The 20,590-nt window shown below is 45.7% G+C and carries 18 protein-coding genes; 11 read left to right on the top strand and 7 right to left on the bottom strand.

Going from position 1 to position 20,590, the window contains the following annotated elements; translation table 11 throughout:
* Window positions 1-134: 134 nt before the first annotated feature.
* Window positions 135-1,163 carry a DUF2235 domain-containing protein gene (locus C9I98_RS20510; RefSeq protein ID WP_036826444.1) on the top strand — a complete coding sequence of 343 codons (1,029 nt, stop codon included), beginning with the start codon at window positions 135-137 and terminating at the stop codon, window positions 1,161-1,163.
* Between the two features lie 8 nt (window positions 1,164-1,171).
* Here the strand turns inward: C9I98_RS20510 and C9I98_RS20505 are convergent, their stop codons facing one another.
* Complete coding sequence (locus C9I98_RS20505) at window positions 1,172-2,020, bottom strand: MurR/RpiR family transcriptional regulator (RefSeq protein WP_036826445.1); 849 nt, start codon at window positions 2,018-2,020, stop codon at window positions 1,172-1,174.
* A 298-nt stretch (window positions 2,021-2,318) separates the two neighbouring features.
* On the opposite strand from C9I98_RS20505, the gene C9I98_RS20500 reads away from it, so the two are divergent.
* The 7 genes from C9I98_RS20500 to C9I98_RS20470 all read left to right on the top strand — a co-directional run bounded on the left by C9I98_RS20500 (window position 2,319) and on the right by C9I98_RS20470 (window position 11,146).
* On the top strand, window positions 2,319-3,911 hold the full coding sequence (locus C9I98_RS20500) for a sodium:solute symporter (protein ID WP_036826446.1): 1,593 nt from the start codon (window positions 2,319-2,321) through the stop codon (window positions 3,909-3,911).
* Window positions 3,912-3,913: 2 nt separating this feature from the next.
* Window positions 3,914-4,819 carry a glucosamine kinase nucleotide-binding domain-containing protein gene (locus C9I98_RS20495; protein WP_107272427.1) on the top strand — a complete coding sequence of 302 codons (906 nt, stop codon included), beginning with the start codon at window positions 3,914-3,916 and terminating at the stop codon, window positions 4,817-4,819.
* Complete coding sequence (locus tag C9I98_RS20490; RefSeq protein ID WP_036826409.1) at window positions 4,812-5,942, top strand: anhydro-N-acetylmuramic acid kinase; 1,131 nt, start codon at window positions 4,812-4,814, stop codon at window positions 5,940-5,942. Before C9I98_RS20495 ends, C9I98_RS20490 begins: the two co-directional genes overlap by 8 nt.
* A gap of 8 nt (window positions 5,943-5,950) precedes the next feature.
* Window positions 5,951-6,874 carry an N-acetylmuramic acid 6-phosphate etherase gene (murQ, locus tag C9I98_RS20485; protein WP_036826406.1) on the top strand — a complete coding sequence of 308 codons (924 nt, stop codon included), beginning with the start codon at window positions 5,951-5,953 and terminating at the stop codon, window positions 6,872-6,874.
* A 177-nt stretch (window positions 6,875-7,051) separates the two neighbouring features.
* Window positions 7,052-7,666, top strand: a complete 615-nt coding sequence (locus C9I98_RS20480) for a HAMP domain-containing protein (protein WP_107272426.1) — start codon at window positions 7,052-7,054, stop codon at window positions 7,664-7,666.
* A 61-nt stretch (window positions 7,667-7,727) separates the two neighbouring features.
* Window positions 7,728-10,070: a tetratricopeptide repeat protein gene (locus tag C9I98_RS20475; RefSeq protein ID WP_036817760.1), complete on the top strand. Its 2,343-nt coding sequence runs from the start codon at window positions 7,728-7,730 to the stop codon at window positions 10,068-10,070.
* 113 nt (window positions 10,071-10,183) lie between these two features.
* Window positions 10,184-11,146: an alpha/beta hydrolase gene (locus C9I98_RS20470; RefSeq protein ID WP_051901918.1), complete on the top strand. Its 963-nt coding sequence runs from the start codon at window positions 10,184-10,186 to the stop codon at window positions 11,144-11,146.
* A gap of 31 nt (window positions 11,147-11,177) precedes the next feature.
* Here the strand turns inward: C9I98_RS20470 and C9I98_RS20465 are convergent, their stop codons facing one another.
* Together C9I98_RS20465 and C9I98_RS20460 are read right to left on the bottom strand one after the other, a co-directional pair.
* Window positions 11,178-12,068, bottom strand: coding sequence for a LysR family transcriptional regulator (locus tag C9I98_RS20465; RefSeq protein ID WP_036817762.1), 891 nt, complete (start codon window positions 12,066-12,068; stop codon window positions 11,178-11,180).
* A gap of 119 nt (window positions 12,069-12,187) precedes the next feature.
* On the bottom strand, window positions 12,188-12,685 hold the full coding sequence (locus tag C9I98_RS20460; RefSeq protein ID WP_158262704.1) for a DUF3319 domain-containing protein: 498 nt from the start codon (window positions 12,683-12,685) through the stop codon (window positions 12,188-12,190).
* A gap of 204 nt (window positions 12,686-12,889) precedes the next feature.
* Between C9I98_RS20460 and C9I98_RS20455 the strand changes: the two genes are divergently transcribed.
* Window positions 12,890-13,906, top strand: coding sequence for a helix-turn-helix domain-containing protein (locus tag C9I98_RS20455; RefSeq protein WP_036818431.1), 1,017 nt, complete (start codon window positions 12,890-12,892; stop codon window positions 13,904-13,906).
* On the opposite strand, the gene C9I98_RS20450 is transcribed toward C9I98_RS20455, so the two are convergent.
* Together C9I98_RS20450 and C9I98_RS20445 are read right to left on the bottom strand one after the other, a co-directional pair.
* Entirely contained in the window at window positions 13,886-14,920 is a 1,035-nt protein-coding gene (locus C9I98_RS20450) for a DUF2955 domain-containing protein (protein WP_036818429.1), read from the bottom strand. The genes C9I98_RS20455 and C9I98_RS20450 overlap by 21 nt on opposite strands.
* Before the next feature lie 10 nt (window positions 14,921-14,930).
* A complete protein-coding gene (locus tag C9I98_RS20445; RefSeq protein WP_036818435.1) occupies window positions 14,931-16,052 on the bottom strand; it encodes an HlyD family secretion protein in 1,122 nt (373 codons plus the stop codon).
* A gap of 415 nt (window positions 16,053-16,467) precedes the next feature.
* Between C9I98_RS20445 and C9I98_RS20440 the strand changes: the two genes are divergently transcribed.
* Complete coding sequence (locus tag C9I98_RS20440; protein ID WP_036818426.1) at window positions 16,468-17,379, top strand: sensor domain-containing diguanylate cyclase; 912 nt, start codon at window positions 16,468-16,470, stop codon at window positions 17,377-17,379.
* A 126-nt stretch (window positions 17,380-17,505) separates the two neighbouring features.
* Window positions 17,506-17,787 carry a hypothetical protein gene (locus C9I98_RS20435; RefSeq protein WP_036818424.1) on the top strand — a complete coding sequence of 94 codons (282 nt, stop codon included), beginning with the start codon at window positions 17,506-17,508 and terminating at the stop codon, window positions 17,785-17,787.
* A gap of 78 nt (window positions 17,788-17,865) precedes the next feature.
* Here the strand turns inward: C9I98_RS20435 and C9I98_RS20430 are convergent, their stop codons facing one another.
* Together C9I98_RS20430 and C9I98_RS20425 are read right to left on the bottom strand one after the other, a co-directional pair.
* A complete protein-coding gene (locus C9I98_RS20430; RefSeq protein WP_036818422.1) occupies window positions 17,866-19,497 on the bottom strand; it encodes a methyl-accepting chemotaxis protein in 1,632 nt (543 codons plus the stop codon).
* Between the two features lie 140 nt (window positions 19,498-19,637).
* Window positions 19,638-20,396 carry a metal-dependent hydrolase gene (locus tag C9I98_RS20425; RefSeq protein ID WP_036818433.1) on the bottom strand — a complete coding sequence of 253 codons (759 nt, stop codon included), beginning with the start codon at window positions 20,394-20,396 and terminating at the stop codon, window positions 19,638-19,640.
* Between the last annotated feature and the right edge of the window lie 194 nt (window positions 20,397-20,590).

The raw sequence follows: 20,590 nt of genomic DNA, 5'->3' as shown, positions 1-20,590 counted from the left end.
TTCGACAATTAACAAAGTGCCGATAATTCCACATAAATCTGTGACCAAGCCTTCAAGCTAAAAAGCGGGAATTGATTAAAGTAGAGGAAGGCAATTAAAAAGCGCTCCCTATCCCCCAGCACAGAGGATCGAATATGAAAAGAATTATCATATGCTCCGATGGTACTTGGAATCGGCCAGAGCAATACGGCGAAGAAACTTACCCTACCAACGTTTTAAAATTTGCTCGCTGTATTCCTCCTACAGCTCCAGATGGCACTAAGCAAATTGTTTATTACGATTGGGGGATTGGTTCATACCACAACAAGCTCTTCGCTGGAGCCCTTGGCAAAGGCTTAGATAAAAATATCATGGATTGCTATCGCTTCATTGTTCATAACTATGAGCCTGGCGATGAGTTGTATCTATTTGGTTTTAGCCGCGGTGCCTATACAGTCAGAAGCCTATGCGGGATGATCAATAATTGCAGCATACTTAAAAGCATCAATGGCAGTATGATTGAAGATGCCTTTATGCTTTATCGAAACCCAGAGAACAAACCTCATAGCCAATTTTCAATTGATTGGAAAGATCGCTACGCCATTCAACAAACAACCCATATAAATTTCATTGGTGTATGGGATACCGTCGGGGCAATGGGGTTACCCACCAGCATATTTGGACTGATAGAAGATGAGCACTTGTTCTATGACGATAAACTCGGAAGCAATGTGCTTAAAGCTCGCCAAGCTTTAGCCCTTGATGAAGTACGACAAGATTTCACTCCAACGCTTTGGCAACCTAAAGAAGGCATTGATATTGAACAAGTGTGGTTTGCAGGTGTTCACTGCGATGTAGGCGGAAGTTACCAACCTGATGCTGATGGCACAGTGCTTTCCGATATTCCCATGCTTTGGCTCCAACAAGAGGCAGAAAAAACAGGGCTCAGCTTCGACCCCACCCTAAGGCCGCTAAATTTAAATCCGCATGCAACACAGCACAATGAGTACAAACGTAAATACCGCTTGCTGGGTAAGAGTGTGCGAGAGATTCCCCGCCAAAGTGAGATCCCGACTTGGGTTCATTACAGCGTTAGCGCACGCTATGAAACTGGCTATCGAAGCAAACCAATCGAAGACTATCTAACACAACACAATCAGTGGCCGCCAATTTGGTCAGAGTAAAATGAGTATTACTGTTTGAGTGAAGCCACTGCACTACGGCTTTGCTCAATCAGTTTATCTGCCTCCTCTTCTTGTTGGGTAATAGCAATAAACAGCAAATCAGTAATCAACAACTGACTATCCCTAGAGGTAATCGACGAGCTTCGGTTCTGCTCTTCATCTGTCGAGGTGATCAGTTTTACATCCGCAAACTTATCAAGGGGGGTGGTTGCGAGTTGGCTAACAGAAATGACCTTCGCACCATTACTTTTCGCTATTTGCGCCACCCTCAACACTTCCTTACTTTGACCAGAATGGGAAATGACCACCACTGCATCCTTTTCCTTCAGCGTCGAGGCATTGGCAACCTGTATATGGGTATCATATTCAGCCTGCACCGCATGGCCTATTTTCATCAGCTTGTAGCTTAAGTCTTTTGCCACCAAGGATGACGCGCCAACACCAGATATTTGTATTTTGGTCGCGAGGTGTAAGATATTGGCCGCTTCCTGAATATTCGTATCAGCATTAAGCATAGTGGTCTGCTCTAGCGATTGCGCCTTACTGGCTAATAACTTTTCCATTACAACAGACACTTTGTCACTGCGAGAAATAGAACCATGAATCACTTTTCGCGAAATGGGCTGATATGGACGCTCAGTCTCGTATAACTTTTGCTTAAGCTCTGAAAAGCCGCTATAGCCAACCTTCTGGCTAAATTTAACAATGGTTGATTGCCCCACACCAATGGCTTTCGCCAATTCAGGGGAAGAGAGAAGCTTAACCTGCTCTGGGTACTCAAGTACAAAACGTGCAACTAAAGTGTCCGATGGTGAAAGTTGAGGAAGCAATGCTTTGATTCTTGTTAGTCCTTTCATTATGCCTCCTGTCATTATTTCTTCAGAATGTAATGCTTATACATCACGGTTCACTTAGATTACTGTTTACTTCAAAACCGAGGAATAGTTATTCCTTGTTTCGAATTCAATTGGAATAGTACTCAAGCAGAATTGCGAGCATGGTCATAGAAAACCACCTTCAACTATTCCATCAAAGAATAGCCTTTGGAATTCCCTATTCAACCCGCCATACTGACCCAAAAAGATAACGATACCTAACATCTAATAGCGACATTTTATTCCAAACACCTTGCACAATTCATGCTACGGAGCTGCTATGAATTCTCTTTTTACAACATTGGACTGGGCAGTATTTGCGATTTACTTCTCGATTATTGCCTACACCGGCTGGCACTTTAGCCGCGTCAAAATCACCTCCACAAAAGACTACTTTCTCGGCGGCAATAGCATGCCTATGTGGGTAGTCGCTGTATCAGTATTAGCAACCTCTCAATCAGCGGCCACCTTTCTTGGCGGCCCAGATTCAAGTTACCGTGGCGACTTAACTTACCTCGCCACCAATATTGGCGGCATCATGGGCGCCTTGTTTGTTGCTTGGGTCTTGATCCCACGCTTCTACCAGAACAAAGTGTCCACCGTGTACGAACTGCTCAAGGTGCGCTTCGGTGAGAAAACCAAACAGCGTGCTGGCATGATGTACTTGGTTGGCCGTGTGTTTGCTTCCGGCTCTCGCCTATACATGGCAGCTATTGCCGTTTCGATGATCCTATTTACCAACATTTCGCCATCTAGTGTCATTAGCTCAGTTGTGATCCTAGTGGCCGTTGGCCTTGCCTATACCTACATGGGCGGTATTCGCTCGGTTATTTGGAGTGACCTAATCCAACTTGTGGTCTACGTTGGTGCGGCGATTGCAGTAATTATCTACCTACTTGGCCAGATCCCTGCTGATATGGGACAAATCATCCAAGCATTAAATAATCCAGGTGGCGAGCAGGCTTCGAAGCTAACCTTATTCGATTTTAGCCTAGACTTCTCTCCAGCTGGTACTTTCAGCTTTTGGGCATGTATCACTGGTTTCGTTTTACTTAACATCGGTGCATTTGGCCTTGATCAGGATATGACGCAGCGGGTTCTTACCTGTAAAGATGCGAAGCAAGGTTCGAAGGCGATGATCAACTCAATCATCTTCTCTATCCCTGTTGTATTGATCTTCATGACCATAGGCTTGCTGCTTTACATCTTCTACCAACGTCCTGAGTTAATGGGTACCGATGGGCAAGAAGTGGTACAAAGCTTCAACGGCGAAAGCGTGACAATCTTTATGTATTACGTATTGAATGAGATGCCAGCTGGCCTGCGCGGGTTAGTCACTGTTGGTGTCGTCGCAGCAGCCCTTTCAACGTTAAACTCTGGGCTTAACTCAATGTCATCAGTGGCAATTCAAGACATTTACAAGCCTTGGAAAGAAGCACGCGATGGTACCCAGAATGATCTTCACTATGTGAAAGCAGGCCGCTTTGGTATGGCTGCTGCCGCTATAGCGCTTGGCAGTATGGGGATCCTTTGCTTCTACTGGCAACAGTACACTGACATGCCACTACTCGCATTTGCTTTAAGTGTGATGGTTTTTGCCTACACCGGTTTGTTGGGCGTGTACTTCACCGCCATCTTTACGAACCGTGGTGGCGAGCGTTCTGTTGCAATGGCACTGATTGCTGGCTTCCTCACCACATTGCTACTACAAGCCTATGTGTGGGATTCCGTGATGACTGTTGTTTACCCAGACTGGGTTGGAGTAAGACTCGCCTTCCCATACCAGCTATGTGTCGGTACTTTTGTTTCTCTGTGTGTATGCCTAATGGGTAGCAGCCAGAAACAAGAGCAAGACCAGCTACAATCGGCATAATTATGATTACGCATTTTATCGCCATTGACGGGGGCGGAACCAAAACCGCCCTACGCTTAACCCCGAAAGATCCCCTAACGACGGATCAAACCAGCGAGCATGTATTTGGTCCGTCGTCCCTTACCCAAAATGGGGATAAAGCAATTAGCACCATCAAACAAGCGATACACACTTGCTTGCATCAACATCAGCTGACCAATGAGCAGGTCGGGATTGTTATCGGTGTTGCAGGTGCGGGTAATACAGAATTGAAGTCAAAGCTTGAAGGGGCGCTGAGTTGTTTTCCGCACTGTAAGGTGATGACTGATGCTTATATCTCATTAATTGGCGCAAATCACGCTAAGCCAATTAACTGCATTGCGGTAGGTACTGGCACGGTTGCGACTCAGCTTGATCATGATGGTCAAACAACCCTCTATGGCGGTTGGGGTTTTCCTATCGGCGATGAAGGCGGAGGCGCTTGGATTGGCTTCAATGCCGTTCAATACCTTATTGAGTCCCTAGAAAGCAAACGTGAAAGTACTACCCATAAAAACGATCAACAAGCCCTATTAACCAAAACGTTAACACCTATAGTGGGAGGCAGGCGCGATCAACTACTGACTTGGTTGAAATCAGCCAGCGCTTCGAACTACGCCCAATTGGCTCCAGTTGTCATCAATTGCGCCGAACAAGGCTGTCGTTCCAGTCAGGGGATATTGGCCCGTGGTACAAAGCATATTGAACAACTTGCCATTAAGTGTTGTAAAAACAATAATCTGGATATCGTTTTTCTTGGCGGCCTTAGCCATTATTATCAACATCAACTGCCTGAGCATTGGCAGCAAAGAATCATTAAGCCCAAGGGGAACGCCTTAGATGGTGCTACCCTACTTGCTAGAAAATTCGCTGGAGATATCGATGAATAAAGAACTGTATATCGGCGTAATGTCAGGCACCAGCATGGACGGTGTCGATACCGCCCTAGTCGAAATGGTAAACGGTAAAATTACCCTGCTCGCTTCAGCCGACTACCCTATTCCAGATCAGCTAAAGCAGCGCTTGCTGAACATTTGTATTGGTCAAGATACAAACTTGGTCGAAATTGGCCAGCTGGATCACCAGCTTGGCCACCTGTACGCCGATGCAGTTAACCATTTACTTGCCCAATCAGGCTACAAAGCCGAACAAATACACGCTATCGGCAACCATGGCCAAACGGTTTTCCACCAGCCAACGGGGGATAGTCCATTTACCATGCAGATTGGTGATGCCAACATCATTGCTGCCAAAACAGGCATTGATACCGTTGCCGATTTCCGACGCAAAGACATGGCGCTCGGCGGCCAAGGTGCACCGCTGGTGCCTGCTTTCCATCAATCCATTTTTGAGTCTAAGGCGTCAAGCGTTGTTGTCTTAAATATCGGTGGTATTTCGAATATTTCCGTCTTACGCCCACAGCAACCTGTCATCGGCTATGACACTGGTCCTGGCAATATGCTGATGGATGCGTGGTGTGAGCGTCATATCGGTGAAAAGTTCGATCGTGATGCGCAATTTGCCAAGCGTGGCCATGTTGACCAAGCTTTACTGGCAAGCTTATTAGAAGAGCCATATTTAAGCCTTGGTGCCCCCAAAAGTACGGGACGTGAGTTGTTCAACCTGCCTTGGCTAGAAAACAAACTGGCAGGTTATGACATTCGCCACGAAGATGTACAAAGAACATTATGCGAGTACACTGCATCAACTATTGCAACAGAAGTAATTCGTTATCAAGTAGGCGAACAACCGCAACTCCTTGTCTGTGGTGGTGGTGCTAATAACCCACTATTAATGAAACGTATCGCTGAATTGCTGCCAGAATGGCAAGTGGGTACAACCACAGAAAAAGGCGTTGATAGTGACAACATGGAAGCAATGGCATTTGCCTGGCTTGCACATCAACGAATGCACAATTTGCCAAGCAGCCTGCCCGAAGTCACTGGCGCAAGCAAAGCCGCTTCTCTTGGCGTTGTTTATTATGCGGACAAGGCGTTTTACGCAGAAAAATAAGGATTCACATGACAGAACACTCTCTTATCGCAGCATTATCGCAATTGGTATCGGAAGGTCGTAACCCCGACACCATGGATATTGACCTGTTGCCTTCACTTGAGATAGTCAAACGCATTAACCAGCAAGATAAGCTTGTCCCGCTCGCGATTGAAAAAGTACTCCCTGAAATCGCGCAAGCCGTCGATAAAATTACCGAGGCCTTCAAGGTCGGTGGCCGCCTTGTTTATATGGGCGCTGGAACCAGCGGGCGGTTGGGGATCCTCGATGCGTCAGAATGCCCGCCAACCTTTGGCGTCTCTGATCAAATGGTTATTGGCTTAATTGCCGGTGGTCCTGAGGCAATCATCAAGGCAAAGGAAGGGGCTGAAGACTCGCCTCAGCTTGGAAAAGAAGATCTGCAAGCGATTAACTTTACTGACAAAGATGTTGTCGTCGGTATCGCCGCTAGTGGCCGCACCCCTTACGTTATCGGTGGCTTGGAATATGCCAATTCGCAGGGTGCGACAACCGTAGCCCTGTCTTGCAACCCTGAATCGGCCATTGCCGAGGTGGCAAAAATCGCGATCAGCCCAGTTGTTGGCCCGGAAGCACTCACTGGCTCAACACGCATGAAGTCAGGCACAGCACAAAAGCTGGTACTGAACATGCTAACAACGGCCAGTATGATCCGACTTGGGAAAAGCTACCAAAACTTGATGGTAGACGTAAAAGCAACCAACGAGAAGCTGGTCGCACGTTCAGCCAGAATAGTAATGCAAGCGACCGACTGCGAAAAAGAGATAGCTGTCAGCACACTTGAACAAACTCAATATGACGTCAAGCTCGCTATATTAATGATCCTGACCGGTTTAGATATCGAGACGGCTAAGCAGCAACTAGAAGCCAAAGCGGGCTTCTTGCGCCGGGCGGTTGAAGACAATATCCAGTAATAAACCTCCAACAATTCGTGCCCCTTTACCGCGCATTTCAAAGGGGCACTTCTAAAACATTTACCAACCTAAACCGATAACTTGTTACTCACCTTCAAACGACAAGCAGAATTTTTCCCTCGCTCAATTTAGAAACTATATACTTCATATACAACCAGTTTGTTATGGAGAACAACAATGCTGCAAATACTGCGTTTACCTTCTGTTGTAAGAAGCATCAAGGTGGGTTTATCAAGACGATTGATATGGCGAATCTTATTTATTGCCTTGCTCAGCGCAATTATCAATGCGGCACAGTTTTATTTCTTCTATGCACAAACGCTTGATGTCTTAGCCGAACAACTCTCCTTCCAGTTACTCCCTGAAGAGCTGAATGCCGTCGCCCAGTCCCTTCCTTCCATGTATGACGCAATGAGTAACTGGTTAGTGCTATTGCTGTTGCTCCAGTTGGCGCTGGCAACTTGGGCAGGTTGCTGGCTGAGCTACCGTTTATATGGTCCTGTAGAACGTATTCGCCATGCATTGGTGGATATTTCTATGGGCAAGCTATCAACGACGATACAAACCAGAAAAGGCGATGAACTGGGGGATATTGCAGAGGACATCAATGATAGCTCGGCTCGTATTCAAATCATGGTGATGGGAATGAAAGAAAACCTCGCCATGCTTGAGTCCTGTGAATTACCACCAGAACGGGCAATTCACCTCGAAACTATTCGCAATAACCTAGAGTACTTTGAAACCTTAGAGCTGGATTATAGTGCACAGGATAAAGATGGTTCCAAGCAGTAGAATCAGTATCCCAAAAAAACTTTGGCGCCCCTTCCTCATTTTTTGCTTGGTGTTACTGACTATGCAAAATGCCATTGCCAGTAACAAAATAGGCGAAGGCATCCAGCTGGTTCAACAAGGGCAACTGGCAGCGGCCCAAAAACGCCTTGCCAGTGCCAAGCAACCATACAAGGGCGAGGCTTTATTTCTTGCTGCCCGCATTGCCGAACAAGAACAAAATTGGAACCAAGCAATGTCGTATTATCGGCAATATTTAAGCGAAGATCCTTTTAGTGTCCATCGGCTTGAAGCTCGTGCGGCTTTTGCCCTACTACGAGGTTACCGCAGTGATCCCCTTCTGGCGGACTTTCTCTATTTGGTGCAGTTACGGGACCAATATGCTTTAACGCAAATGCAGCAAACCAGTGCTCGCTTATATGCCAGCAACCCTTCTCAACCCTTGGCTATCCGAGGCCAACTATTAGTCGCTCACAGCTTGTTAGAGCTTGCACAGCAACCCCAACAAGCACTGCAGTTATACCTCACTACTGCCGATGCAACCAAAGAGATGAAAGCGGATTGGTATATCCAAGCCATGTTTGGTGCCGTGTTTTCAGCTTTAAGAAGTAATCAAAATACCTTAGCCATTGATCTGTTTGAGCAGCTACAAGCTAAACTCGATTCACGTTGGGCGAGCCAAAACAGTCTACTTGCTCGAAGTTGGCAACAACGAGTCGATGCCATGGCCTTTATGCTAAAGCTCAATCAAGATGCGCCTCCTAATACAACTTCGCCTTTTTTATGGGGAGTGGGTGCGCGGTTACTCCTCGATAGCCCAGTAGGCAGTGGGCAAAACTTCACCCCGATATGGAATACATTAGAGCAGCATGGATTAAACGTAAAAAGCGTCACGCTATGGATAACCCAAGACAGTGACTGGCACTGGCTCCGCGCAGATTTGTTGCGAGGTGCGCATGCAAAAGGCTATATCCCAATGATTAGCTATTGGTATTTTGGCGATAAAATCAGCCCTGAATATGTGCAAGCGAATCGTGAGCGCTATCTAAACGAGATTGAAAACAAACTCATTCCTCTGCTGCAAGATTTACCCCAAGCCTACCTGATCCTTGAGCCCGAATTTAATAAAAACGGCATTGAAAGTTGGGATGGTTGGGACCCGTTGATGCTTGAAGTCATGGCGCTCATCAGAAAAGGGGCCCCTCAAGTGAAAATTGGCCTTGGGCTTGGTGATTGGGATCAGCCCGGCAGTACACCGAGCTATGCCAGCGCCTACAACAGCATTGAAGCCAGCGACTTTGTAGCCAGCATGCTGATGCTTTCAAGTTATACGGAGCGAGCACATTCTGCCCCTGATTGGTCCGGCTGGGTGCGGGCACTTCGCTTAGGCGAACGCTTGCAAAAACGCTTCAATAAACCTTGGATGTTGGCCTATTTATCCATAGCCTCACAACCAAACTGGGAAGCTCAGCAAGCCAATGAACTTGAGAAACTCCATTTCTATCTGCCCCTGCTTCGCCAACTCGGCCTGTTCGCCCTTAATTGGTTCTCTTTTACCGATGAGCCACTGCAACAAGGCTGGTTTGCAGATGCTGAGCAAAGCTTTGGCTTACTCAATGCAGAGTACAACCCTAAGCCAGCCTTGGATGTATATAAGCGGCTCATCGAACAACATGAGCTAGATAGCTCTATTCCGAATGTAATCCGATTTGATGTAACTACAGCCTCAAGTTCTGTTCTTCAATCTCTGAAAATTGACCTAGCACTAACCCATTGGGCTCAATGGAAGATCGTCATCTCACAAGGAAGCAACCACTGGTCGAGCAAGGGAGCTGGCGAGTCCGCTACCCTCGATTGGCACGGACAAATGTTACCGACTTGGGCAACCTCTGGCACCGTGTTAGTGAATCTTGTGCTTAATGGTCAAGCAACAAAACAACGCCAAATAGCCTGGCAAGGCGCGTTCAACAATGATTTAGCAATCAATGAAAATATCGTGTTATCGACATGGCAGACTTGGCAACGAGAGACAATAGAACAGCTAAATGCTCAGCAACTCGGTAAAACCAATAGTGGCTCTTTGGAGTTGGTTTTTACAGGCTTAAACCCGACCCAATTATCTGGCTTATACATTGGTTTAGTCGACAGCCAAGGCTATTTGCAAACCCTTTCCAGTACCGGTTACGCCTATGAAAACGGTAGTGATACCGCCTTCACAATTCCTCTCTCAGACTTTAATAACGATTGGGTAAAATATGACAATGGCGTCCCAGTATGGCGCGAGCAACCCTCAGAACCTATTAGCATTGTTGTGCAAAATACCAATCAGCAACCAACGGCATTTAAAGTCAGTCGAGTGCGTACCTTGTTGCCCAACCTTACAGCACAACCCATCATCTTTAGATAGTGTATAGCTTGTCATCATGTGGGGGTTTTACCCCCCAAACCTGATTAGAGCAGTTGAAGGTAAACCTTTACTCTGTGTTTATTGAATTAAGACTCTCATGAGAGAGGCATCTGATGAAAACCTTCAGCAAATTAACTTTGGCTTGCACTATTTCTATCGCAGGATTCAGCACACAGGCTGCCGAGATTTCCCAAGTTCAAGATATTGTTTACGGTGAAGCCGCAATCACGATAAACGGTGAGGTTCAAACACGTGAGCTATGGATGGACGCTTACCTGCCCGCCTTTACCGACGAACCTGCTCCAGCCATTTTCATGACTTTTGGTGGTTCGTTTCATCGCGGAAACCCTCGCCAGCCTTATTTAATGGAAGGGGCACAAACGACTTCTATGCAGGAGTATTGTGAGAAATTCGCTAAGCGCGGCTACGCTTGCTTCAATATCGATTACCGAGTAGCGCCAGAGCACCCTGTTCCATCCTATGATGGCTATAACGAAGATATGTTAGATATGTCTCCGGTGCTTGAATTAGATGGCCAAGTTAACCTTGTTCGTTCAATCATGGGGCTTCCTGCGTTAGATTTCGCCAATCCTGATGATGTCTCGGTCGTTGAAAATACAGTACTTGCGGGCGCTGAAGATTTAAGAACAGCGGTTAATTTTGTTCGTAAAAATGCCGAAAACTACAATATAGATCCGGATAAAGTGGTATTAGGTGGATTCTCTGCAGGTGCAATAAACAGCTTAAATGTTGCCCATGGTATGAAAGTACCTGTATCGGGTGTCATGATGTTGGGTACAGCGGAAATTGGTTTTGATATCAAGAAAACAGCAAAGTCTGCAAGCGATATTAGCCCTATTCTGATGTTCCAAGGGCAATACGATCTGCCAGCGACGTTAACCCGTACGCCTATCTTGCTCAATCACTACAACAACATTGGAGCAGATTTCCAATACAACTGGGTACCTGGTGCCAGCCACTTCTACCCTTCTGGGGCTGTCAGCTTGGGCAGTGACGGTACCCGCTTCTCTGTAGAAGAAAGAATGATGACGTTTATCGAACGAGTCGTAAACTAATACTGAATGCCTGCTAGCCCGCTAGCAGGCATTACTTTAAGTACGACTGCGCGTAGTCTTTCACTGACGTTAGCAAAGACGAAATCACAGGGTGGCTTTCCATGGCAGGCGAATGAAAAGTACAAATATTAAAGTTAACCGTATTGATCAGTTCTTCAACTTCTAGACGCTTGATATAGCCCACCTCTTCATACAATTTAGCCGTTTGAAGCGGAAGTAATACCCATCCCTGATCCTTGAGTAGTGATATGAGTATTTCAGTACTGCTAACAAGGTGGTAGTGCGGCGAAATGACGCTAGCCTGTAGATCAGACGCATAATGGTTTTCGGCAATGTACTGCTTATCGAGCTGTAAGTCTGCGAGCCGAACAGATTGTAGCTGGTGTAGTGGACTGCTTGGGCTGGCATAAACACCAGAGCGAACCACACCAAGGTTAGTAAACACCACTTCTCGCTCTGTATTTACCTTATTTTTTATCGGCATTAACGCCAAATGTCCCTTCCCTTGTACCAAGCCATCTAACGCTTCTTGGCGGCTTCGTTGCAGCCAGTTGACCCGGATAGCCGGCCACTGCTTCGTCATGGCCTTTTCTACAAAAATGATCAGCCCACTCGGGATCATGGCGTCATAAAATACATTCAATGAGCAAATTTCCTGCTCGAACGATGCCATTGCTTCTAGCTGGAACTCTTTTAACTGCTTAACCAATACCTGTGCTCGTGGGTATAACTTATAGGCGGTTTCGGTGGGCTTGGCGCTTCTCCCATCAATGACAAATAACGAAACGCCTATTGCGTCCTCCATAATATGGATATGCTCTCGAATCGTAGAACGATCCCTTTCTAATAACCTTGCGCCCGCACTGAACGACCCTTTATCAAATACAGCACAAAAACTGGATAACTGTTCATGACTAAACATTAAGCAATTTGTCACCAAATTATTTTTTGATGCTTAGTTATAGCTAACCTATTCGTAAAATTGAAGTTATTTCAGTCTAACCTCTGGATGCAATAGATAGCCATTAAGTTGGAATTAGCTTATGCCATCGGTTCGTTCTGTTTCTGCTCTTGGCTCAGCTTGTAAGCCAAGTATTCATCAATTTTCTCTTTAATGAGTGTTTCTGTTCCTTTGACTAGCTTGCCATTGATCACCGTATACCAGCCATTCGATTGTGAGCTGTCATTGATAATCCGATAGCCATGATGCTCAATATCAAGCCTATCAGAGCTCGATACCTCGATTTCTTTTACTTCAAAAGATTCAGGCGGCAGTAATTTTTTGGTGTCACAAAACCAGTTAATGCTCTTTTGTAGTAAGTCGAGTTTCCCTGTCATTACTTTGCCATTAATTCTGACCGACCAGTTATCGATATCACCAGAGCTATTCTCTAGATAATACCCTTTATAAAAAGTACGTTTGGTATAGCGTGGCAACTGTTCTTTTGGCTGTTGCTCTTCATCCCATTCGTGCTTCTTGTTTATTTGTTTCTTACTTCGAAGACCAAGAAAAATCAGGATATTATCGATGATAGACACACTACCCCCTCTCGCTATGCAATAAAGGCGTGAATCTTATGGCATGATTTACCACTTTACAGTGAGGCTAATCGTAAGAAATTAGCCTAGCCACTCAGTCATCGCTGTCTGCAAAACAAGAATCTATGGCAGAACCTCCATAGCGGGTAAACTAACGGTTATACTCAACAATGTTCAGCGTATATCAGGTTTCCGGGGGCATGCATGCAACAAGGTCAACTCGTACCACTGATCAAAACCGTTCATGCCAGTACCTTTGTCTCGCTTCTCAAGCACTTTGAGCAGGATATATACCCACTACTGGAAACCGTCGGATTACCCGAAGATATACTCTCGACTAAGCATGAATATATTCCTGAAACACCGATTAAGCACTTGCTTGTTTTGATGGCTGAGCGCGCGGACCCGGAGCATTATGGCCAGCTGCTTTGCACCGCCATTAAGGAGTATTTCATACCCAAAATTCTGCGTCACCTTGATAAACCTGCAACCATTGGCGATGCATTAGAGCAGTTAAAAACAGCCGTATTGCACGACTCACCGGCTACCGAGTTAAGTATCCAGCATTTTAATGGCACACCTTGGATCTGCCGCCATAAAGAGAAAAAAGAGACTTCTGGCTTTATGTGGGCTGAAATCTTTGCCGTGCTCTACATGGTCGAATTTATACGCTTTGCCGCTAAGCAGCCATGGTTACCCAACTACATCGCATTGCAGTCCGAAGGAGCCAGCCAATTAAAAGCGATATTAAAAACAGACAAGACGGTGTTTTATACCGAAAGGAGCCTAGCAGCAATTGAGGTGAGTAATGACATCATGTCGTTACCTTGTCACCTCCCCGTCAGTTTTGACCGCGCCGGTGAGGACCAAACTCAACAACCTGATGCCCCCAGCTTTATTGAATCGATTTACCTGGCTTTGGCGCCATATCTCTCACGTCAAGACATGAATATCGAACAAGCCGCAGCTATCCTTGATACCAGTACACGAACATTACAGCGCCGCCTTGCCGCTGAACACACTAGCTTTAAAAATGTTAAAGATAACATCATGCTAGCGACTGCCTGTCGCTTGATGGAAAACCCCGAGCTGTCGTTAACTGACATTTCAACAGAGCTAGGTTATGCCAACATCGCCCACTTCTCGCGTGCCTTCAAAAAGCTCACCGGCTTTCCTCCAAAAGCGTACAGAAAGCGCTTTTTAAACGGCACTAGCGTCTGATAACACGGCTTTTGGCTTACGGCTTTCAATCAAGGTTGCAACCGAGACCATGTAAATTGCGGCTAGTACGATCTGCCACAGTCGCGTATAGACATTCATATCAATCTCTTTGTTATCGCTAGCAATCGCTGCGCCAAACAACACCAACATGGCTGAGAGTATGCTGGCAAATATCGCCGCTTTCGCAGGCTCTTGATATAGCTTTTGGGCAAACACCAAAATCACCAAGGTCATCATTGCCATCAAAAACGGAAACCACGGCACAGTAACAAGCAATTCATAAGCGACTATCGCCATTACTCCACCAATACTGTTAGTCAGGATCAAAAATATCGACAATTTAATACTGGTTAACTGAGTGAGTTGCAACGACAAAATACCAATAAACGCCATGGTTAATAAGGCACCATGCGGCTGAAAGAAATAGAAATAGGTGATCACCGGAAAACTAATCATCAGGGCTCTACCCGCTTCAAACATTCTTGTTTGTCGCAGCTCATCACTTAGCACTAGACCTTGCTCTTCACTACCGCTTGCCTGGTCGTCGCTATCCGGGAGCAAGGTATGCATCAGCCAAAAAATAGCCACCGCCCCGACACCTGATACCATTAACCCCTTACCCAATCCCAGTGCCGCAGCTGGGGTAATCACCCCAAGGTACGGCACCAGTAAGGTGGCAATAATCATAATTGTGGCGAAGAAATTCCACTTCGGATCTTGGAACAAGTAGTAGGCCCAGAACATCAACAGACCCACTAGCAACAATAGAATAACCGGATATTGGGCAATACCGTTACTCACACCCAGTGCAATGATCACCGTTGCAACCATAGAAAGAAGCAGCTCAATGATTGTGCCCCGCGTTGGTTTGGGTTTATCCACGAAGATCTTCGCGACAAACACTGGCATGACATAAGCCAAGCTCCAGTTCAAACCATAGGCCAATGCGATAGCCAGCATAACGCCCAGGGTATATCGAGTTATCTGCCGCGTTTGAATATTCATATTAACCATGGGTCTACTCCTAGCGGATATACGACAACCAACTAATGACACGAATCCAAACTTTACCGAACACGTTCATGATTGATGCATCTTGGGTATACAACATGATGTCAGCTTGACCACCCACTCGAAGCGCGCCTTCCGGGGCATCGTCTTCAAAACGGATAACGACCGGGAAACGCTGAGTTTGTCGCAACCAACCACTCTGGTTTTGTACATTGGCGAGCTGGCCTGCTTGCTGGCTTTGTCCCCAATTAATACCAAAATCAATACTTGCCACTTGGCCTTTAAAGACCTCACCAGGCACGTTATCCAATGCGATCTCAACCGTATCGCCCGCCTTGATGTTGCCAAGGCTATTCTCACGGTAATAGGCTTCAACCCAGCTATCTTCACCTGAGATAAACGTCATTAAAGGCTGCCCTTTGTTAGCGTAAACCCCTTCATCTAGTCGGAAGTTAGTCACCCCGCCCATTGAAGGTGCACGAATAACAGTACGCTCCAAATCCAGCTGCGCTTTTTGTAAAGCAAGAATGGCTGCTTGCATATCGGTATTTTCCGCGCCGTTGGCACCAAGCTGTTTCTTAGCCTGTTCAAGGCCCGCTTGCGCTTTCTGTACTTGGGCCGCTGCCTGAGACAATGCCGCGCGCGTTTTATCCGCATCTGACTGGGTCACAATGCCCTTGTTCACCATTGCCAACACACGATTGGCTTGGCGGCGCACATTCTCTTGGTTTGCAATCGCATCAGAAAGCTGCGCCTGTGCCGATTGAATAGACGCAGTTTGTACACCAATCTGCTTACCTGCGATTTCAAGCCCCTGCTCGGCCTTTTTGACCGCGATACGATAATCAGTCTGGTCAATTTCAACTAATGGGTCGCCAGCTTTAACAATATCGTTCGGCTTTACATGCACTTTGGTAATCGGGCCAGAGACCAGTGGCGTTAGCGGCACTACGTTACCCTGTACCCTGGCCATATCGGTACTCGGAATTGTTCGGTCAGCCACCAGGTAGAATGCGAATAAAAAGACACACAGCATTAGCACAGCGGCGGTGATCTTCTGTGGCGTTAGTTTTGGCTGTTTTTCTTGTGATTGGCTTTCCTTAGCAACGGGCTCACTATCCATAGAAGTAGACACTGGGGCTTTTACTTCGTTTGTAGTTTGACTCATACCAACCTCAAGTTTTGAATGGGATGTGGCGATTACGCCTCAAATCTTGATAGGTATTGTATGGATGATGGCATGGTTTACTTACCATTTCATGCCAGCCGTAAGAGTAATTACGAATGAATATTATGCAGGTTAAGCCGGGGGCTAAGCATAAGAACGCAGTAAAATAACGCTCATAAAAACGAGAATTCCGTGACACAGAGCACCGTTTCAAACAAAGTTATCTCACACGCAAAATTCGCCTTGATGTTTCTGAACCAATATCACATATTCTAACTAGTGATTGGTATATCAAATAACTAATTTCCATATAGCATGGATGGATATCCAGAAGAGAACAGATGGGTATTCCCAAAAGAACAACTGAGCAGTATGAGGAACGATGGACAGTTTCCCTAAAATACATCTGGACTACGATAATACCTTTGCTTCTGACTTTGGAACGCTAGTACACCGTGAGTTCAAACCACTCTATGCCGATGAAAGTTTATGCCGGATAATTGGGCTGAACTCCGTTTCTGACATTACTTCACTGCCAAGCCTGCTTGACCTTTTTCAACACATTCCCCATGAAGAAGCCTTCGAAAATTACCGCAAGCTCATTAATCACGAAATGAAACCAAGAGTGAGGACTTTTGTTTTAAACAAAAGTGGCGGGCAGCAAGTGAACTTGTTAGCAGCGGAATCAGTTGTCGAATATGAAGGTGAACCGGCTATACAGCTCTCTGTTATCGATATCACCGAGAAGTATCAACACTATAACGATCTTGAGCAACAGGCGAACGTGGATGCACTGTCCAAGCTCACTAATCGCAACCGTTTTGAGTCGATTCTAGAGAACGAACTTAGCAAAGCCGAACGCTACGGCCAGCCGCTTACCTGTTTATTCCTTGATATTGATAACTTTAAGTCAATTAACGATCGCTTTGGTCACCACGTTGGTGATGAAGCCATCCGACGCTTTGCTTACTGTTGTAAAAGCAGTATCAGGAAGTCTGATTTCATCTGTCGCTGGGGTGGTGAAGAGTTTCTGATTCTACTGCCAAATACAGCCCAGCAATTCGGCGAACAACTCGCAGAGCGACTTCGCTGGCGGGTTAGTAAGCTGGCTCTACCTTGCTGCCCAGACAACTCTATTCAATTTACTGTCAGCATTGGTGTAAAAACCATCGAACAATCGCCATACAGCGTTTATACCTTAGTCAATGATGCTGATATCGCGCTTGGGCAAGCAAAGAAGCAGGGCAAGAACCAAGTTGTGTCGTACCCTTCTATATTTCGTGATGCCATGTAATCTCAATTCAACCTCAAACTGCCATTAACCCCAATATCACGCACTGGCGCATATTGGTAAGTTTACCTACGGTGTATTTCTTACACTTGCTCTCGTTCCCAATAACTTATTCAGAGAGCATCCGATATGAAAAGCTTTTGGTTAAAAGTAAAACAATTCCTAATGACACCTTACGGTAAAGCCTACCTTGTGTTCATTACCTTAACTAAGCTATATCTTGTCTACCAATGGGCGCTCGAATACGTCAAAAGCTTCGGCGGCGAAGTGGCTAACTTTATTGGAGGCTCCATCGCATTCGGTGAAAATGCTGCCGCCATCGGCTTTACTGCCATCTGTGGCTACTACACAGTAAAGGCTATTATTAATATCTTCCGCACTCCGCCAAAGCCAGTGGAAGAAGCCGCATAAAACACATAAAAAATGGGAGTGATTGATCACTCCCATTCTTGTTTTCACTTTAAAGCAGGCTATGACTAAAAAATGTGCTTAGCATTTAAAGAATGACAGCTGCTTGCGCTGCTGGTCAGCCAGCTGTGCCAGCTCCTCACTCGCACTGGTGCTTTGGCTGATACCCACTACATTTTGATTAACCAATTCAGACATGGTCACCACATTACGGTTAATATCTTGAGTAACCTGAGATTGCTGTTCAGCGGCCGTTGCCACTTCGGCATTCATATCACCGATAACGCCCATGGCATCGGTAATACCCTCAAACACTTCATTTGCTAAGCTGGTTAGATTGCCTGAATCTTCAAGCATTTGCAGTGAGTCTTGCATGCCTTGATTCGCATTCACCGACTGGGCTTGAAGATCTTCAATTATGGCTTGAATTTCGCGGGTAGAGTCTTGTGTACGAGCAGCCAGCATACGCACTTCATCGGCTACCACGGCAAAGCCACGGCCAGACTCACCCGCCCTCGCCGCTTCAATGGCTGCGTTTAGCGCCAACAGGTTTGTTTGCTCTGAAATACCTTGGATAACATCAATGACCTTGCTGACTTGCTCAGACTGCTCGCGAAGGTGCAGCACGACATCTGCTGCCTGTGACATTTTTCCGGAGGTTTCACGGTTGGCCTGCTCGCTTTGCACAAACACACTCTGGCCTTCATCAACCATTTTCTGGCTTTGCTTGGCACAAGTATCTGCTTCACCCGCATTCATACTCACGTTTTCAGCCGTGCTCGACAACTCGTTAACCGCCGAGGCTACCTGTTCAATTTCTGCCAACTCACTCTCAGCATTGGTTTGAGCTGAATGCATAACAGCGGTCAATTCAGTAGAAGCCGATGCTACCTCGTCGCTAATACGGTTCAATGACGTGATCGTCTGCTGTAGACGAGACAGGGTATTGTTGATGTCGTGGCTCAAAGCGCCAATTTCATTACTGCCATTCTCTTCGGCACGCACAGTAAGGTTACCTTCCGACAATTGGTGCAGCACATCTCTCACTGCAATAATCGGCTGCACAATGCGTCCTGCTAGATACCATGCAATCAATAAACCAACAACCACAAGGCTACCAATTAAAATCATGACGCCGCGCATCATCTGATTATAATCTGCGTAAACACTTGCCAGCTGATTTTCAGCATCACTATTAATTGCCAAAGATAACCCGTCGATAGATTCAATTAATGCTTGGCCTGTCGCCTGAAAGTTAGCCGCAACTGCACCCTCTTCACTTGCCGTCACTCCCATGCTGCTTTTCTTCACAACAAAAGGCTTCAATTCACGTTGAATAAACTGCTGATAGTTTTCGCTGTTAGAGCGAACTGTATTTACCGCGGCTAGAAACTGTTGGTCTTGGCTAATTCTGTCTAACAGTAGGTTATTGGCTTTAATACCATCAGCAACAGCAGCATCAAGGCGATTAAATGCTGCGTCATCATTCAATGCATATATTGCATTAATTCGAATATTAAAGGTATTTTCCAACACCTGTTGAACGTTAGTTTTATGGTTCAACGCATTATAGGTCACGTCATTATTATGCTTGCGCTGAGCGGCAGATTGCTTTGTTACTATTGAAAAAGCAACGAGCATAATAAGACAAATCAGAACAACGGGTAACAACACCTGCTTTCTGACAGAAATGTTATTGATATTCAATGGCATATGGTTCTCACGAAAATGCAAAGCAATTTTATAGAATTGTTTTCCGTGACTTTAGCATGGATGCCATTGTTACTATTGATATTTATCAAACTAAACCAAAGAGAATTCAATTTGTTGCAATTGGTGCATAATCAAAAGGTTTAACTTGCTTTATTATTCATCGCTTCCTTGGTTGAAGAGATAACACTATCAAAAAAACGTGTCACATCTTCACGATTAAGCCAATCTGGCTTAAAGCGAAATTCACTCCAGTTGCTAACCTCTTTCCAGGTGTTATCCCACGAAGGGCTATGGATATAAAGCATGCCGATAAGTAAGCACTGAAGTGCGCTTAAAAATGGATTTTTGGGCGAGAATATTTTCAGCGCCGAACCAAAAGATAATTTCAGCCGTCGGTTGGCTAAATCAACGCTGTAAATCTCATCAAGTGCAAGGTGCACCACACCACCAAAGAACAGGAAAGTACCTGACAGCCAAGCGGTAATATCACTATACCCAAGCAGGTATAACAGCCACACGGTAAACAAGCCTGAAGCTGAAATAAACGCAATCGAATGACAACAACCGCGATGTACCGTGATCTTTTCTAACGTCGACTTGCAGTTATAACGAATGGTTAAATAACAGAAAGCGCCATAAACCATGAGCTCGAGCATCGACACCATTTTGTAGATATGGCCAACAAAACTGAATGTGATTAACCCAGCAAAGAGCCTAAACAACGTGCTCATGGATGTCGAGTTATCGGAGTCAATGTCTGGCAGCAAGCCGCCCACAGTCCCCAGTAGCATTAGCCACAGGGCTGTAATTGGCACGATATGCCCCGCAGACAATAACGCGGTAGCAGCTAGGCTACTGGTTATCGCGGCTGATCCAAGATGTGTTTTGAAATTAGCCACATTATTCACACTACATAGCTGTCACTAGATGAAGCTTACATCACCAATAAACAATCAACGTCTCTAAAACTGGATAAATAAACAGTATTATGGGCGAAATACATGTGACTGCAATAAAAATCATGAAATTAACAATAATATGACGTTGAGCGATCACTTTTTCACCACTTAACACCGAGCGGCTCAATTATTAT

This window comes from Photobacterium sanctipauli, from assembly GCF_003026495.1.
GTDB lineage: Bacteria > Pseudomonadota > Gammaproteobacteria > Enterobacterales > Vibrionaceae > Photobacterium > Photobacterium sanctipauli.
This window is presented reverse-complemented; position numbering and strand designations above follow the sequence as displayed.